This is a genomic window from Dictyoglomus sp. (assembly GCF_049968615.1).
GTDB classification, from domain to species: Bacteria; Dictyoglomota; Dictyoglomia; order Dictyoglomales; family Dictyoglomaceae; genus Dictyoglomus; species Dictyoglomus turgidum.
Window position 1 is genome coordinate 1 of the sequence record NZ_JBMFQK010000013.1, and the last position, 14,659, is coordinate 14,659.

Genomic DNA, 14,659 nt, shown 5'->3' on the forward strand with positions numbered 1-14,659 from the left:
GATGAGATTTGCAGAACTCTCCTACTTCTTTTATCCAAGGGCATGGTGTCATACAAGTAGCAGAGGAAATGATTTTCTCTTCCAAAAGTCGAAAAATAGCAATATTAACAGAATGGCACATTCCAAGATCATCAGCATTGATGATCAGGAGTTTTTCTTTTGATTCTTGAGGATTCTCTTCAGACATTTTTTCTCCTTAAAACTTTTTTTATTTATATTATACCCTAAGTTCTTAACTTTCGTACAAATAAATTTTTACTTTGTAAAATTCTCTCTTATCTTTATATTTAAATCTATTATCAAGCCATTCTTTTATTTTTAAAGTTTTTGAATTTTCATCGGAGAGAATAAGAAAAATTTTCCATCTTTATATAAAACTTCAGGTGCCCAAAAAGAATCCTTACCCCAGGAGTTCTCATCACTTTTGTATGCCCAACCTCTGTATAGCCAGTTCACAAGGTTAGCTGATTCCCAGACCTCAAAACCTCCCAAAGGTCCTGCTCCTCTCTCCGAAGTAGCATATAGGTAGAACTTTCCGTTGTAGAAAAGCACAAATGGGTCTGCTACTTTATATATATTCAGAGGATTCTTGTACTTAGGGACCAAATCTTCGCCAAGCATGTACGATACTTTTAACAAAAGAATTATTAATAAAATCCAAATTCTTTTCATTATAGTTTTTACCTCTTCTATTTTATTTATAAAATTAAAGTCTTCTTAATGTGTTAATCCTGCGCTTATGGTAACTCCAGAAATTAGATATTTTTGAAGCAACAAATAGACCACAATAATAGGGATTACCGTAAGAGTGCATGCTGCCATTATAGGTCCATATCTTATATTTACATCTGAGCCAGCAAGAGCATACAACCCAATTGGCAAAGTATACATTTCCTCTCTTGTTGCGATTATTAAAGGCCACACAAAGTCATTCCAGGAGTAAGTAAAATTTAGTATTCCTATTGAAACTATTGCAGGCCAAGACATAGGAACTATTATTTTAAAAAGTATATCTTTTTCATTTGCCCCATCTATTCTTGCAGCTTCGTCATATTCTATAGGAATTCCTTTAAAAAACTGAGAAAGAATAAATACACTTAATGCTGAGGCAAATCTTGGAAGTACCATCGCCCAAAGCGAGTTTGATATTTTTAAATCTCTAACAACTAAAAATAAAGGAATCATAATAGTTTGAAAAGGAATCATAAAGCCAGACAGTGCTAAAAAGAAAAGAAATCTTCTTCCTGGAAAGTTCATTCTACTTACTGGGTATGCTGCTAATGTACTTATAATTACAACCCCTAAGGTACTTACTACTGAGACAAAGATGCTATTAGAGAACCATGTTAAAATCCTTGCTTTTCCTAAAAGTATAGTATAATTTTTCCAATATGGTCTTTGAGGAATCAAAATTAGCGAAGAAAGATCTTTTTCTGTTTTAAGAGAAGTAGAAATCATCCAAAACACAGGAATTAACCATAATATTCCTATTAGTACGGCAAAGATGTTAAAAAAAGCTTTTTTAATTTTCATTTTTCCTCACCTGCCTCTAACATTAGTTTTACCTGAAGAAATGAAATACCAAACATTATTAAGAAGAATATAAAAGCCATAGCTTGAGCGTATCCCATTTTAAAATAACGGAAACCCATCTCATAAATATACTGGACAAAAACACGCGTTTTTCCACCTGGTCCTCCTCCCGTCATTATATATATCTGTCCAAAAATTTGAAGAGAAGCGACTATTTGGAGGACTAAGAGTAAAACATGTGTTCTTCGAAGTAAAGGGATGATAATATAAATAAGCCTCTGAAGTGCTGTAGCACCATCTAATAGTGAAGCTTCAATAACAGAAATAGGTATTTGTTGAAGGGCTGAGAAATACATCAAGAAGTTGAATCCTAAAGTCCACCAGATTGTTGTAATTGCTACTACTAACATGGCTAAATTAGGATTTTCCCTCCAGAAGACAGGATTAAAACCTAATAATTTAAATAGATATGCGTTAAAGAGTCCAAAAAATGGGCTTGTAAGCATACCCCAAACTAAGCAAACTACGCTTATAGTTAAGACATATGGAAGATAAAAAGATATTCTAAGAAAACTTCTTATTTTAGGACTTAACATCAGAGAGCTAGCAAAAATTGCGGAGATAAATCCTAATATTATTAAAGGAGGGACTGTAAGAAGAGTAAAATAAAGAGTGTTTTTCAAAGAACCCCAAAATAATGGATCTTTGAAGATTTTTATAAAATTTTCAATTCCAATAAACTTAGGAGTTCCAAGGACATCCCAACTATAAAATCCTAAAATCACAGAACGAATAAATGGAATTAACTCGAAGATAAGAAAAAATATTCCAAAGGGAAGAAAAAATAGATAACCATAAAAAGTATGTTTTCTTTTATTTGTTACAATCACGTCTTATTTCACCTCTCTTTAAAATATAAGAGGGAGAAGGGAAAGTCCCTTCTCCCTAAGTCCTTAGTTTTTATTGAGAAGTTATTTCTTCTGCCTTTTGTTTTAAGAGTTTCGCAGCATCCATAGGTGAAAGATCCCCAAGAATAACCTTTTGCCCAATTTCCCACAGCTCTTGTCTCAACTGTGTCCAACCTATCACTGATGGGGCATAAACAACTAACTCTGCAACCTGCACATAATCCTTTCTATACGGAAGACTTAAAAATTCTTTTGAATTTTGAACGCTCTTTAATGCTGGGAGATGTCCCGCTTTTGCCCATTCATAAGTATGTTGTATAAACCATGTTGCAAAAGAAATACCTGCTTTTAACTTTTCTGGAGTACTTTGTGGACTTTTAGGAAATACAAAGGTATGGGAATCAGCCCATGTAAAAGGTTTAACACTTACTGAAATAGAAGGTAGATTAGTAACGCCGAATTCTAAATCCTTTACTGTTGGATAAACTGCCATAGCCCATACACCATTTATATGATAACCTGTTTTTGAATTCTGGAATAAAGATTCAGCCTCATCATAAGTTAATGATTTTGATGCAACTTCTGCATCATAGAATTCCTTGATAATTTTGTAAGCTCTTTCAGCCCTACTTAAGTCTATAGTAATCTTTCCTGTTCTTTTATCAAAGAAAGTACCACCCAGCTGAGTGTATATTGATAACCACAATCTTTCTCCAAGCGTTGCTCCTACTGCCTCTAATGTTAGTCCTAAATTTTTTGTCCTGTCCTTCACCCTCTTTGCATACGTAAGTAGCTCTGTCCATGTTTTAGGTATTAAAACATTTCCAGCTTTATCTACTAAACCCGCAGATTTTAGTACTTTTTTGTTATAATAAAGTACTATAGGATGTGCATCTATTGGTAGTGCATAAAGCTTTCCTTTCCAATATGATGCTTTAATGATTGGTGTAACATAATCATCAAGAAAAGTTTCAGAAATTTTTAGTTCATGAAGAGCGCCACGAGAAGCATAGTCGGGTAATACAGATAAATGCATTATTGCTATGTCAGGAGGGTCACCTGCAGCAAGTGCTGTAAGTAGTTTATTGTAATATTCGCCCCAATCTACAATTTGTTCTTCAATTTCTATATCAGGATTTTCTTTATTAAACTCTTTAATGAGATTCGTCATTATATAACCCTCACCACCCCCAAAGAGCGTCCACATTTTTAATTTGATCTTTGGGGTAGGATGAGAAATAGTCAGAACAAAGAGAATAAGCATTCCTACAATTATAATCTTTTTCATACTTACACCTCCTCCTAAAATTTTAGGAAATTTTAAGAATTCTCACTTAAGGTTCATTTATAGATTTTCTCACCTCCTCTCAAAAGATTTTAATAGTTGATAAAGTAAAGCTGTCATTATAGGTGAGCGTGATAAATTCTTTATAATTGGAAAAGTATGTAAGATAATTTTCCCTTTTCCCATGGGAATTTCAACCATAAAATTTAAAGGATGGTCTATCCATCCAAATACTATTCCCATGAGGGTTTTGGAATTGAAATTAAACTCACCAAGTAATACGTAAGATGGTATGTTATCAATAAACTTGTAATCTAATATTTTGTTCTTAAAGACCTTTCCTGCTATTTGGGGATGTATGATACCTAAACCACTAATCCAATTTCCTTCCTCGATACCTGTTCTTCGATGTAAACTGTATCCAAAATGAGAAAATTCGGTATCTTCAGAAAGTTCAATAATTACAGTCTTTCCTTCCGAGGCTATTTCAGGGAAAGTAGAATCATAACTTGATGCATAAATAACGTCTGCTTCTGAAATTTTATAGGAATTTAAAATTGCACTTACCAAATTATCTTCTAGAGAAATATCTTTTATACCAAGTTTTAAATTGATCCCCTTTAAGAGATCTTTTGGAACTACAAAAAGATCTATGTAATTTTCGTTAATAACTTGTTTTTTAGAAGTCAATTTTAAGTTAATCCTGTAAATTCCAGGTTCACTAATATCCGGTACTTTGAAAGTTATAACATCAATATGATTTAGTCCAGATTTAACTTTATCTATAGTTTTTGAGACCTTTAAATCGGTTCCCTCTAATTGCCAAGAGAATTTCAATTCATCTAAGGGAATGTCAGATAAATGAGAGAATAGTATAGGTATGTTTATCTCATCTCCACTCCATACAGCATTAAGTCTTTCTTGAGGAAATATTAGATCCAAACTATTAAGGTTTTTCAGTTCTTCAAAATGGGCTTTTTTACCCCTTGTTATATCTAATAATCCATTACACTCCCAATATAAATCAGTAAATTCAGTGATTATATAACCTTTAATCTCGGGATGTTTCCTAATCTCTTCTATTTGGAATTTTAGAGCTTGAAATTGTAAATCTTGGAAGGCTTCACTTAGATTCTCGATAGAGTCAAACACTTTGTTAAGTCCAAACTGCCAAAATCTCTCTTCAACTCCTAAAGGTTGGGTTGCAGTAATAGGATCACCTTGCAAAAACCACCAAGGCTCTCCTCCATATTGAGCTCTCAGCTTTTTTATATTAGGAAGTCCCCAATTTCCAAATTCGGAAAGTACTAATGGTTCATTTCCTCTCTTCTTAGAATTTATATGAAAACTCCAGTTAGGGCTCTTTGCGAATTCTGAGATCCAGGTTTGCATATTACGAAATTTATCAGGAAAAGCAAAATAATTATGAAAGTCGTCAATATCAGTTTTAACATGAAAATTGGGAAAACAAGGGGAATTATCTACAACAAGCCTTGTAGGATCTAATCTTTTAAGTTTATCATACATCTTTTCTAACCATTTTCTATCTTCTTCACTATTAAATAAATCTAATCCCCAACCTTCATTAATAATAGTTCTTATAATTACAGAAGGATGATTATAATCGTAATTCACCATTTCTTCTAAAAGTTTTTCGCCCCTTAATTTAGCCTCAGGTGTTGATTTACTCCAATTAGGCATATCGTACCATATAAGAATTCCCACTCTATCTGCCCATTTAAGATACCAAGGATGGGGAACTTTTAAATGGTATCTTAAACAATTAAGTCCCATTTCCTTAGCTAAAATAAGTTGATCTCTAACAAATTCTTCACTAGGAGGAGTGTAATGAGAATCAGAGTAGAAATCTTGGTCTAAGGCTCCCATAAGATAAATAGGTTTTCCGTTTAACAGTATTTCTTTATCTTTTACTTCTATTTTTCTGAACCCAAAATGTTCTGTTACTTCATCTAATACGTTATCTTTTTTATCTTTTATTACTGCTCTAATGGAATAAAGGTAAGGATTATTGATATCCCATAGTAATGGATTAGATACCGAGATCTCTGTTTCCATTAGAGGTTCTAACTCCAAGACTTGATTGCCACATTCTTTGCCCATAGGATCATATATGGTTAGAATTAATCTATAGGGTTCCTTTGAATCATCTAACTTGCTTTCTATCCTTATAGATACTTTGTTATTCTCAGCATCAGGATTGAGAAATATCCTTTTTATATATGTAGAACCTGTTACCAATAATTTAACATCTTGCCAAATTCCTCCAGCTATGCCATACCACTGAGTTTCTTGTTTTCCATGAGGTATTTCAGGGAAAGGAAAATTAGGATCATTGTTTCCAGGTATTAAAACCTTGACTAACAATTCATTCTTCTTTTTTATGTGTTTTGTTACATCAAAGTAAAAAGGAGTGTATCCTCCTTCATGGGAGCCAATAAAGTCACCATTTAACCATATCTCTGCTAAATAGTTTACTGCATTAAATTGTATTAAGAATGACGATTTCCTTAAAGGTTTATTTGTTATTTCAAAATCTTTTTTATACCATACGCTTCCTCTATAATCCTTTAAAGCTGGAATTTGATTTCCCAAACAACCTGGCACATTTACCACATAGGTATTATTGGGAGAGAATTTTTTGTCTAAACTAAGAGCCCATATTCCATTTAAACTAATGATATCTCTCAAATAAATCCCTCCTTATTCGAATTTGTATTCGCTTTGACTATATATTTCAGGTTCATGGATTGAAGATGCTATCTCTACTTTTATACCTTTTTTCTCTAAGGATGACAAAATATCTGGAGGAGCTTTTTCATCAGTTATTAGTACATGAATATTTTCTAAAGCTATAACAGGTATAAGCCTTTTTCTTCCTATTTTTGAATGGTCTGCTAATACTACAATGAGATTTGAAGAAGAAGTCATAGCTTTAATTAAAAGAATTTCTGCAGGATTTGTGGTGGTAACACCCATGTCTATATCAATTCCATCGGCTCCTAAAAAGAGCTTATCCATGTATGTAGATTTGAAAAACTCTTCGATCCTATTATCGTTTAAGGTGTATGATCCCTCTCTCGAATATCCCCCAGGCATGATTACCTTTACCCCTAATCTAATTAAAAGATAAGCAATATTAACCGCATTCGTAATTACTTGGATATTAGGAATACCCCTCAGAAGCTTTGCTAGTTCATAGGTTGTAGTTCCCCCTCCCAATCCTACGATATCTCCTGGTTTTATTAAGGTTAAAGCAGTACGGGCTATAGCTCTTTTCTCATCTAAGTTTTCAACTCCGCGATCTTCTATAGGTGTTTCTAAGAAGCTATGTGGGCTTAAAGTTACACCCCCCCAAACTTTACTAATAAGTCCCTGCCTTTCTAAGTCTTTTAAATCTCTCCTTAGGGTTATATGAGAAATTCCAAGGATACTTGCTAGCTCGTTAATATCTATGGTTCCACGGGCTTCTAAAATATCTAATATTTTTCTTTTTCTATTTCTTCTCGCAATTGATTCCAATTTTAGTCACCTATTAATCATAATTTACACTTAAGATTTTATATTATTGACAAAAATTTGTCAATAATTTTTCAATAGTGTTCATAAATATTACACATATTTTAAGAGGGAAACTATTTGACGTATGGTTCCAATTGGAGACATGTTACTCAAAGAGGGAACTTTTAAATAACCTCTGTGTATGGGAAGAGGCAAACTAAAAATCTAAGATGAGAATGAGAAATTAAAATTAATCTTGGAAATGAGTTCAATACTATTTACCATGATGCAACACTTCATACACAAAATTATTGATACTTCACGAAAAAAGGAGTTATGTATTAGAAAATTACCTTCCTAAAATTTTTGATGGGGTTTTTTCAAAATAAAAATTTCCATGAAATAACGAAGCATTCTCTCTTTCTTGTTGTTGTAATTTTGGTAAGGGTAATTGGAAATTTTCTTCAAAACTACACCGCATCTATAGTAGAAAATAAGGTTATGAAGGATATTCGGCTGTAACTATATAGAAAGGTATTAAAATGTCCTATTGATTTTTGTAAGAAATAATACAGGAGCTATAATGTCCAGAATTCTAAATGATGCACCTATGAATATAGACTTTTTTAAAAATTATCATAATCTAACCTTAATAGCTTCTTCTTACAATTCCCATACTTTTCATTTTGACCTCTTTAATGATATCCTACAGAAATACTGTTTTTCTTTTACTAATTACTAATAAGATCTGTCTAATAAAGGGGGTATAGGGGATCAAAAATATTCAAACTACCTATAAGTGGGGTGCTTTTGCAATTAGCTTTATTAAGGTTCAAGCTTTTTTGGAGAGTAAGAAGATGCCATGGGCAGTTATAGAGTAAAAAAAGAGTAAAAAATATGAGTTTTTAGCTTAATGAACTTATATATCTTTTACTTAGGACACTAAAGCTCTAAAATTTCAATTATTCTATTGATCAAACCTTTTAAATCTTTAACATTGTTTTTTAAAATTGAGTATAAAAACTCATTATCAATCTCCCAATATATGTGTACTAATCTGTCCCTAAATTTGACCATATTCACCAAACTTTCAAAGAACGCTTTTTCCAAAAAACCATTTTCAAAAAGAACTCTAAAAGTATCTGAATAATCTTTTGGAGGTCTTAGACCATTCCGAGATATAGTGTGATTGCAGATATCAACGGCAGACTCAATTGCAATTATAAAATTGTATTTTGCGCTGTCAACTTTATCAGGGTCTTTAAGGAGTTTGGATATCTTCTCTCTATTAAATTGGAGCATTTTTAATCTCCTTTAAATATTCCTCTATTAAGTGTTTGTAGTCAAAATATTTTCTAAAGGTTAAGCTTTCAAAATCTGCCCTTAAATCTATGTCTCTATCTATGATCACAATCTTATTACTCAGCACATTATAAATAAAACTAAGTGGGGCATCATTTATTATCTTTACATCTGTGGGTATATTTTAGTATGTTCTCTTTATCTTTAGGATAATCTTTAACGTAAATTGCTATATCTATGTCATTAAATCTATCGGAATAGGCAAAGGATCCATATATATAGGCGAAGATAATATTTTTTTCTTCTTGAAGAATATTTTTTATTTCCATAAAGTTCTTTACTGTCCTCTAAAAATCCTTTTGCTTAACCATATCAAGTTTTACAGGAATAAAGAGAAAAAGAAGCTTTGTTAAGCGCAAGGATGCTCAAAAAACTTTTCTAATCCTTTTTCCATCATCCACAATCAAAATTTCCCAGTTTTCATAGGTCTGCTTTCTTACAGATTCTGTAGCTCGAGGAAGGAGTCTTTCTCTATTATGAGTGGAGATAATAATACTCTTTACGAGACATATGTACCTTTTATTGCAAAGGATTTAGATCGCAGTCCTATTAATTTTAAGAATTTGTCCGTCCACGTACAAGAATCCTAAGTATGGTCACAGAACATGTGAACAGAACTAACATTTGAATTAAAAATCTTATATCAACGTTAATAGTCCCAAGGGGAGAATTTGAGCTCTTAAAGAAGAAGCGAAGAATAGCTCTTGATATTGAGAGGGAAGCAGCAAAAACTTTATTTGAGAATGGACTAATAAGAGATGCCCTATCGCGCTTATATTGTTATGCTTTACACATGGTAAAGGCTCTCCTTTTTACGAAGGGATTTGAGCTTAAAAACCATGAGGAAACCTTGAGACTTTTAAGTTTGTACTTTATTAAAGGAGGCAGATTACAATCCCTTCTGTGTATTTTCTGATGAGTTATTATGAATTTGAATTTTGGAGATATAATAGAAAAGTTGCTCCAAAAGGAGGAATAACTGAAAAAAGAGTTAAAGTGAAGATTAATGAAAGGGAATAAGGAGGTGTTTTAGATGAGATTTAGGAGATTTGTTACCGCTCTTTTTTTGATTTTGATATTTTTTCTAATTAGTACTGCGTTAGTAGAGGCAAAACTAAAGGAGAGTTTTAGTATTAAAGGATCTGTAATGTTTATTGGTCCTTCTGGGCTTCTTAAGATAAAGGTTGATAGCCATAGTAAAAACATAAAAGGATTTGTGAAGAATAATACGGTAAGTATAAGGATAACTCCGACCACAAAATTTTACTTTGCAAGTTTTGTGAAGACTAATAAGGGATTGGAGTTAAAGAAGCATAAAGGGGTAAGTTTTAGTCTTCTTAAGATAAAGAGCAAGGTTTTTGTAAATGGATTCATTCTTGAGAATAACGAAAAGGAATTGATAGCGATGGAGGTTTATATAATTCTAAAATAATCCAAAACTTCTTATACCTATGGGTAGATTTTTCGAATGCAGAAATAAGTATCTCTTTCCCAAGATTTTGTCCTGGATTTACAAATTGGGTAAGGGCGTTAATTGCGTGACAAAATTTGATAGAATGCTTCTTAAATACTTTACAGAAGAGGATTTAAAAAAGATAAAGAACACAAAAGTTCTCATCGTAGGATGCGGAGGACTTGGTTCAAATGCTGCTATTACCCTAACAAGAACGGGATTTTCTAATTTTATCTTAGTAGATTATGACAATGTGGAAATCTCTAATTTAAATAGACAATTTTACTTCTTCCATCAGATTGGAATGCCCAAAGTATTAGCACTAAAAGAAAATATCCTTCTCGTAAATAAAAGTTGTAATGTTATTACCTATCAGGAGAAAATAACAAAAGAGAATGCAAAGGAAATTCTTTCTCAGGGAGATATCATCTTTGAGGCTGTAGATGGAAGAGAGACAAAAATTCTCCTCTTAGAAACTGCAAGCTTATTGGGTAAAAAAATTGTCATGGCATCAGGAGTATATGGTTATGGCGATTCTGAAAATATAGTTATAAAGAGGTATTAAGGATGGTACTTTCCAATGAAAAATGAAAAACTGTCTTACTTTAAAAAGCCAAATCTTTACTGCATAACCTGTGAAAGCCTCTCCTTAGGGAGGAAAAACATTGATGTAGTAAAAGAGATGCTTTCTGTGGGAGTTAAAATTATCCAGATGTTTATGTAAAATAGTAGAGGCGGATGGTGTTCACTTAGGACAAACCATAAAGTAAAGAAAAAACTCTTAAAAGACTTTAGTTTTGTTGTGGGAAGTGTTCCCTTTTATGATCTTTCTGTAAGAGTTGGAGATTTTACAAAATTAAAGCCTCAAGATTTTCTCGAAGTTCAGGATGCTCTAAACTCCTGTTCCCTTATACCTTCTTGTTCCTTTCATCCAGAATTTATAGGCAACAATAAATAGGAATATACCTACAAATGGAGAAATAAAGACCAAGAGTTTGTTGCTTTGGTGTCTTAGGAATATTTGAGATGGATAAAAGGATACAAAAGCAATAGGAATTAAAAAACTAAATACAAACTTAAAGAAGGGATCAAAGATATCCACAGGATACTTTGTGTATTCTCTGAGCCTAAAGATAAAGTTTAAAAGGGGAGTTACGTTTAGCACCCAAAAAGCTACTGTGGATCCTATCACCATGAGGGATATCATAACCAGAGACCCACTCAAGATAGAAATTATTAAAAGAAGAAGTTTTAAGAAACTAAACTCTAAGTTTAATTTTATCCAAGAGTAAGAAAGTATGATTATACCTGTTATTAGCTGACTTAGACCTTTTATATCAAAAACCTCTGCGAAATAGAAAAAGAATATGTTAAGAGGCTTGAGATAATATTTTATGAAATCGCCCGTTATTAAATAGTAGGGTAGATTCCAAAGATTATCAAAGAAAAGTTGGAGAGGGGAGAGGGAAAGTAGAGAAAAACCATATATAAATAAAATCTCGTAGTAACTCCATCCTAAAATGTTTGGTATGGACCTAAAGATCACATAAATGGAGAGAAGACCTAACAGATTTGTCATTAACATACCAACGATGCTAATAAAAAAGTCTACTCTATACTGCATTCTCCCTTTTATATCCTGAGCAATAAACCAAAAGTATATTCTTACGTAGTATTTTAATCTTTTAACCCCCATTTATCCTAATAAACCTCTCGGTAAGTTTATAATAAATCCTGCTTAAAGTTAAGAATACCAAAAGCCAAAAGATTTGTATTATGAGGGAATTTAAATAATCAAAAATGGTAAAGCTTCTATTAATTAGAACCTCTATGGGCATATGATATATGGTTTTAAAAGGCAATATTTCTAAAATTCTCCTCAGGTTTTCTGGAAAGAGAGGAATGGGTACTATTCCTCCTGATAAAAACAGGATTACAGCATCTTTTGTTACAGAGAGTCCCCAGATAGTTTCCGTGAAGAAGGCGGTTACTCCAACAATAAAATCTATATTAAAGTAAATTAAATAAGAAATGATCACAGATAAAAAGAAGAAAATAAAATTAATACCTAAATTGATTGGCATTTTAAGGATGAATTTTAAAATTATTAAAATGGGAAGGGTTATGGTTAATAAATTAAGTACAACCCACGAGACTCTCTTGAAAAACATATAAACTTGGAAATCTAAAGGTTTCGTCAAAATTATGGAGAGATCTCCGCTGAGCATGAGCTGAGATATATCCCAATCTACCCATGTTTGAAAAAGCCCAAAAATAGCTGTTGCCAAGGAAAGATAAGTAAAGGTGCTTTTAAAATCTATACTTAAACTTTCTTGTCCTAAGCTTCTATATATGGCCTTCCATAAAAAGAAGATTAAAAGAACGTATAGGTACTTCTCGAGGGCATTGAAAAATAGGGAAAATCTGTAAACCATTCTTTCGAGGAGGAAACCCTTAGCTATATAGATATACTTTTTCATTTTCTTGATTCCTCATAAATAAGTTTTATTACTTCCTCGGTCTGAATATCCTCTGTATGTATATCCTCTACGGGTACGAAGTTGTTGATAAATTTGAGTATTTCTAATAAATTTATCTCTTGTTTTTTAAAGCTTATATTTAGAAAGGATGCCTTAATTTCACAGTCGGATATTACATCATTAAAGTTTCCAAGAAGTAGTGACCTTAGATTAACAAGTTTTAGCTCATCCACATCATCCCCTACTCTTATTTTTGCCTTCCTATATGCCTTAAACCTTTCTTTAAGGTCTTCTAAAAGTCCGTCGTATATAATCTTTCCTTTATCTATTACGATGATGCGGGGACAGAGTGCTTCCACATCATTCATATCATGGGTTGCAAGAAGTATAGTTGTTTTCTTCATTTTGTTTAATTCTTTTATTAACTTTCTTACTTTATCCTTTATTAAAATATCAAGTCCTATGGTTGGCTCATCTAAAAATACTACTTTGGGATTGTGAAGGAAAGATGCCAAAATATCACATAGTACTCTTTGTCCTAAGGACATTTGCCTTATAGGTTTTTTATAAAGGGTCTCTATGCCGATTATTTCCTCAAAAAGTTCTAAGTTCTCTTTAAAGGTTTTTTCGTCTATCTCATATATCTCTTTGAGGATCTTAAAAGATTCAATAAGGGGTAAGGACCACCAAAGTTGTGTCCTTTGTCCAAAAACTACTCCAATATTCTTTGCGTTTCTTATCCTATCCTTATATGGAATAACCCCATTTATATAAATCTCTCCACTATCGGGTTCTAAAACACCAGTCATTATCTTAATTGTTGTAGATTTTCCCGCACCATTTGGTCCTAAAAACCCTACAATCTCTCCCTCACTTATCTCCATGGAAATTCCGTCTACCGCTTTTACATAAAAATAGTCACTCGAGAAGAGGTCTTTTACTGTACCCCAAAATCCCTCTCTTCTTTTTAATACCTTAAAATACTTCCTCAAATTATTTATCCTTATAACTTTATCTACCATAGACTTAAATCTCCCTTTATCTTTTCTCTATCAAGCCTTATGGGAAGAAAGGGTAAGATAAGATTTGTCAAAAATAAAAATCTCGAAAGAGTGAATTTGTAAAGTATAGATTTAAGGGTAAAAAATATGGCTTTAAATCTATTTACTTTTTGGTTAATAAAGCCAAGGGTGAAATATTTCCTTCCGATAATGTTGTTTAATTTACCAATACATTCTCTTTTCCTTGTAACTTTGTTTGAATTTTTAACGAGTTTTTTGTGATAGGCGTTCATTTTAATCACACCGAGTCCCACAAAGGTAAATCTCTCAACAAAACCTTTATCCTCGATTGCCCTTTCTATATCAAGTTTTCCTCTGTCGAAAAAGTTAAATAGATTATCAATCCCCTGATAGTAATAGTGATGATAATCGTCAATTAGAACAAAGGGATAATAGTGAATAGCCCTGTATACCAGGTCAGTATCCTCACAAACCATCATATCTTCTCGAAAATATCCAATCTTTTTAAATAAATTTCTATTTATGACCATTGTGTTTAATTGGGTGCAATAGGATCCACCCTCAAGAAAAGATTTTTCATAAAAGTCGTCTCCAAAAAATATATACTTACCAATAACTTTTGCCTTAAAGGATTCGATCATTTTTTTAAGTCTTGCTCTCTCAGAGGGAATTTCGGGGTCAAATACTTTTATACGTCTTCCGTCTTCGAAAATGGTGATCCACAGAGCAAAGGAAAGACTCATGTTGTAATTTTCCAAAACGTATATACTTTCTTCAAGATGATGGGGAACCCATTCATCATCTGAGTCAAGGAAGGCTATATACTCTCCTTTCGAATTTATTATTCCATAATTTCTCGCACCGGATGGTCCTTTTTTTCTCCTATTCTTGAGATATTTTATGCGACTATCCATAGAAATGTATTTTTTAACTAAAGCTTCCGTATTATCGCTACTTCTGTCATCTACAATTAAAAGCTCCCAATTAGGATAAGTTTGATTTATTACAGAGTCTATAGCACGGGGAAGAAGTTTCTCTCGGTTATATGTGGGTATTATGACACTGACCAACCTATCTCCCATAAAATTTATCTCCTC

19 protein-coding genes are annotated in these 14,659 nt (G+C 32.5%); 4 read left to right on the forward strand and 15 right to left on the reverse strand.

Features of this window, described 5'->3' with window-relative positions:
• From ACP5QL_RS08330 to ACP5QL_RS08380, 11 genes are all read right to left on the reverse strand, one after another.
• The coding region (locus ACP5QL_RS08330; protein ID WP_428126908.1) for a ChbG/HpnK family deacetylase at window positions 1–187 on the reverse strand (187 nt) is incomplete at its 3' end.
• A 131-nt stretch (window positions 188–318) separates the two neighbouring features.
• Window positions 319–672, reverse strand: a complete 354-nt coding sequence (locus tag ACP5QL_RS08335; protein WP_428126911.1) for a family 43 glycosylhydrolase — start codon at window positions 670–672, stop codon at window positions 319–321.
• A gap of 45 nt (window positions 673–717) precedes the next feature.
• Window positions 718–1,533, reverse strand: coding sequence for a carbohydrate ABC transporter permease (locus ACP5QL_RS08340; RefSeq protein WP_428126914.1), 816 nt, complete (start codon window positions 1,531–1,533; stop codon window positions 718–720).
• Window positions 1,530–2,423: a carbohydrate ABC transporter permease gene (locus tag ACP5QL_RS08345; RefSeq protein ID WP_428126917.1), complete on the reverse strand. Its 894-nt coding sequence runs from the start codon at window positions 2,421–2,423 to the stop codon at window positions 1,530–1,532. The genes ACP5QL_RS08340 and ACP5QL_RS08345 overlap by 4 nt, the downstream gene beginning before the upstream one ends.
• A gap of 70 nt (window positions 2,424–2,493) precedes the next feature.
• Complete coding sequence (locus tag ACP5QL_RS08350; protein ID WP_428126920.1) at window positions 2,494–3,729, reverse strand: ABC transporter substrate-binding protein; 1,236 nt, start codon at window positions 3,727–3,729, stop codon at window positions 2,494–2,496.
• 69 nt (window positions 3,730–3,798) lie between these two features.
• The gene (locus tag ACP5QL_RS08355) at window positions 3,799–6,435 is read right to left on the reverse strand and encodes a glycoside hydrolase family 2 protein (RefSeq protein ID WP_428126924.1); all 2,637 of its coding nucleotides are present in this window, start codon (window positions 6,433–6,435) and stop codon (window positions 3,799–3,801) included.
• A 12-nt stretch (window positions 6,436–6,447) separates the two neighbouring features.
• Entirely contained in the window at window positions 6,448–7,266 is an 819-nt protein-coding gene (locus ACP5QL_RS08360; RefSeq protein ID WP_428126927.1) for a DeoR/GlpR family DNA-binding transcription regulator, read from the reverse strand.
• 921 nt (window positions 7,267–8,187) lie between these two features.
• Entirely contained in the window at window positions 8,188–8,547 is a 360-nt protein-coding gene (hepT, locus tag ACP5QL_RS08365) for a type VII toxin-antitoxin system HepT family RNase toxin (protein WP_428126930.1), read from the reverse strand.
• The gene (locus ACP5QL_RS08370) at window positions 8,534–8,656 is read right to left on the reverse strand and encodes a hypothetical protein (protein WP_428126934.1); all 123 of its coding nucleotides are present in this window, start codon (window positions 8,654–8,656) and stop codon (window positions 8,534–8,536) included. The genes hepT and ACP5QL_RS08370 overlap by 14 nt, the downstream gene beginning before the upstream one ends.
• 43 nt (window positions 8,657–8,699) lie before the next feature.
• Window positions 8,700–8,876, reverse strand: a complete 177-nt coding sequence (locus ACP5QL_RS08375; RefSeq protein WP_428126937.1) for a nucleotidyltransferase domain-containing protein — start codon at window positions 8,874–8,876, stop codon at window positions 8,700–8,702.
• Window positions 8,877–8,972: 96 nt separating this feature from the next.
• Window positions 8,973–9,140 (reverse strand): glycosyltransferase, encoded by a 168-nt coding sequence (locus ACP5QL_RS08380; RefSeq protein WP_428127004.1) that lies wholly within the window; start codon window positions 9,138–9,140, stop codon window positions 8,973–8,975.
• 176 nt (window positions 9,141–9,316) lie between these two features.
• Here ACP5QL_RS08380 and ACP5QL_RS08385 point away from each other — a divergent pair, with 176 nt between their 5' ends.
• The 4 genes from ACP5QL_RS08385 (at window position 9,317) to ACP5QL_RS08400 (ending at window position 10,784) form a co-directional block, all read left to right on the forward strand.
• Window positions 9,317–9,523 carry a HEPN domain-containing protein gene (locus ACP5QL_RS08385; protein ID WP_428127007.1) on the forward strand — a complete coding sequence of 69 codons (207 nt, stop codon included), beginning with the start codon at window positions 9,317–9,319 and terminating at the stop codon, window positions 9,521–9,523.
• Window positions 9,524–9,640: 117 nt separating this feature from the next.
• Window positions 9,641–10,039: a hypothetical protein gene (locus ACP5QL_RS08390; RefSeq protein WP_428126940.1), complete on the forward strand. Its 399-nt coding sequence runs from the start codon at window positions 9,641–9,643 to the stop codon at window positions 10,037–10,039.
• A 106-nt stretch (window positions 10,040–10,145) separates the two neighbouring features.
• Window positions 10,146–10,625 (forward strand): sulfur carrier protein ThiS adenylyltransferase ThiF, encoded by a 480-nt coding sequence (thiF, locus tag ACP5QL_RS08395; RefSeq protein ID WP_428126943.1) that lies wholly within the window; start codon window positions 10,146–10,148, stop codon window positions 10,623–10,625.
• A 15-nt stretch (window positions 10,626–10,640) separates the two neighbouring features.
• Window positions 10,641–10,784: a hypothetical protein gene (locus ACP5QL_RS08400; RefSeq protein WP_428126946.1), complete on the forward strand. Its 144-nt coding sequence runs from the start codon at window positions 10,641–10,643 to the stop codon at window positions 10,782–10,784.
• Between the two features lie 168 nt (window positions 10,785–10,952).
• Here the strand turns inward: ACP5QL_RS08400 and ACP5QL_RS08405 are convergent, their stop codons facing one another.
• From ACP5QL_RS08405 to ACP5QL_RS08420, 4 genes are read right to left on the reverse strand one after another with little or no spacing between them, the layout of a single operon-like run.
• The gene (locus ACP5QL_RS08405) at window positions 10,953–11,756 is read right to left on the reverse strand and encodes an ABC transporter permease (RefSeq protein ID WP_273334009.1); all 804 of its coding nucleotides are present in this window, start codon (window positions 11,754–11,756) and stop codon (window positions 10,953–10,955) included.
• On the reverse strand, window positions 11,746–12,540 hold the full coding sequence (locus ACP5QL_RS08410) for an ABC transporter permease (protein WP_428126952.1): 795 nt from the start codon (window positions 12,538–12,540) through the stop codon (window positions 11,746–11,748). The genes ACP5QL_RS08405 and ACP5QL_RS08410 overlap by 11 nt, the downstream gene beginning before the upstream one ends.
• Window positions 12,537–13,562, reverse strand: coding sequence for an ABC transporter ATP-binding protein (locus ACP5QL_RS08415; RefSeq protein WP_272995007.1), 1,026 nt, complete (start codon window positions 13,560–13,562; stop codon window positions 12,537–12,539). Before ACP5QL_RS08415 ends, ACP5QL_RS08410 begins: the two co-directional genes overlap by 4 nt.
• On the reverse strand, window positions 13,556–14,644 hold the full coding sequence (locus tag ACP5QL_RS08420; protein ID WP_428109170.1) for a glycosyltransferase family 2 protein: 1,089 nt from the start codon (window positions 14,642–14,644) through the stop codon (window positions 13,556–13,558). Before ACP5QL_RS08420 ends, ACP5QL_RS08415 begins: the two co-directional genes overlap by 7 nt.
• Between the last annotated feature and the right edge of the window lie 15 nt (window positions 14,645–14,659).

Bases quoted from the DNA above. Each gene is read 5' to 3' on its own strand.
- ACP5QL_RS08405 (WP_273334009.1), bottom strand. From the start codon at position 11,756: ATGGGGGTTAAAAGATTAAAATACTACGTAAGAATATACTTTTGGTTT.
- ACP5QL_RS08335 (WP_428126911.1), bottom strand. From the start codon at position 672: ATGAAAAGAATTTGGATTTTATTAATAATTCTTTTGTTAAAAGTATCG.
- ACP5QL_RS08400 (WP_428126946.1), top strand. From the start codon at position 10,641: ATGAAAAATGAAAAACTGTCTTACTTTAAAAAGCCAAATCTTTACTGC.
- hepT (WP_428126930.1), bottom strand. From the start codon at position 8,547: ATGCTCCAATTTAATAGAGAGAAGATATCCAAACTCCTTAAAGACCCT.
- ACP5QL_RS08375 (WP_428126937.1), bottom strand. From the start codon at position 8,876: ATGGAAATAAAAAATATTCTTCAAGAAGAAAAAAATATTATCTTCGCC.
- ACP5QL_RS08390 (WP_428126940.1), top strand. From the start codon at position 9,641: ATGAGATTTAGGAGATTTGTTACCGCTCTTTTTTTGATTTTGATATTT.
- ACP5QL_RS08420 (WP_428109170.1), bottom strand. From the start codon at position 14,644: ATGGGAGATAGGTTGGTCAGTGTCATAATACCCACATATAACCGAGAG.
- ACP5QL_RS08410 (WP_428126952.1), bottom strand. From the start codon at position 12,540: ATGAAAAAGTATATCTATATAGCTAAGGGTTTCCTCCTCGAAAGAATG.
- ACP5QL_RS08340 (WP_428126914.1), bottom strand. From the start codon at position 1,533: ATGAAAATTAAAAAAGCTTTTTTTAACATCTTTGCCGTACTAATAGGA.
- ACP5QL_RS08415 (WP_272995007.1), bottom strand. From the start codon at position 13,562: ATGGTAGATAAAGTTATAAGGATAAATAATTTGAGGAAGTATTTTAAG.
- ACP5QL_RS08350 (WP_428126920.1), bottom strand. From the start codon at position 3,729: ATGAAAAAGATTATAATTGTAGGAATGCTTATTCTCTTTGTTCTGACT.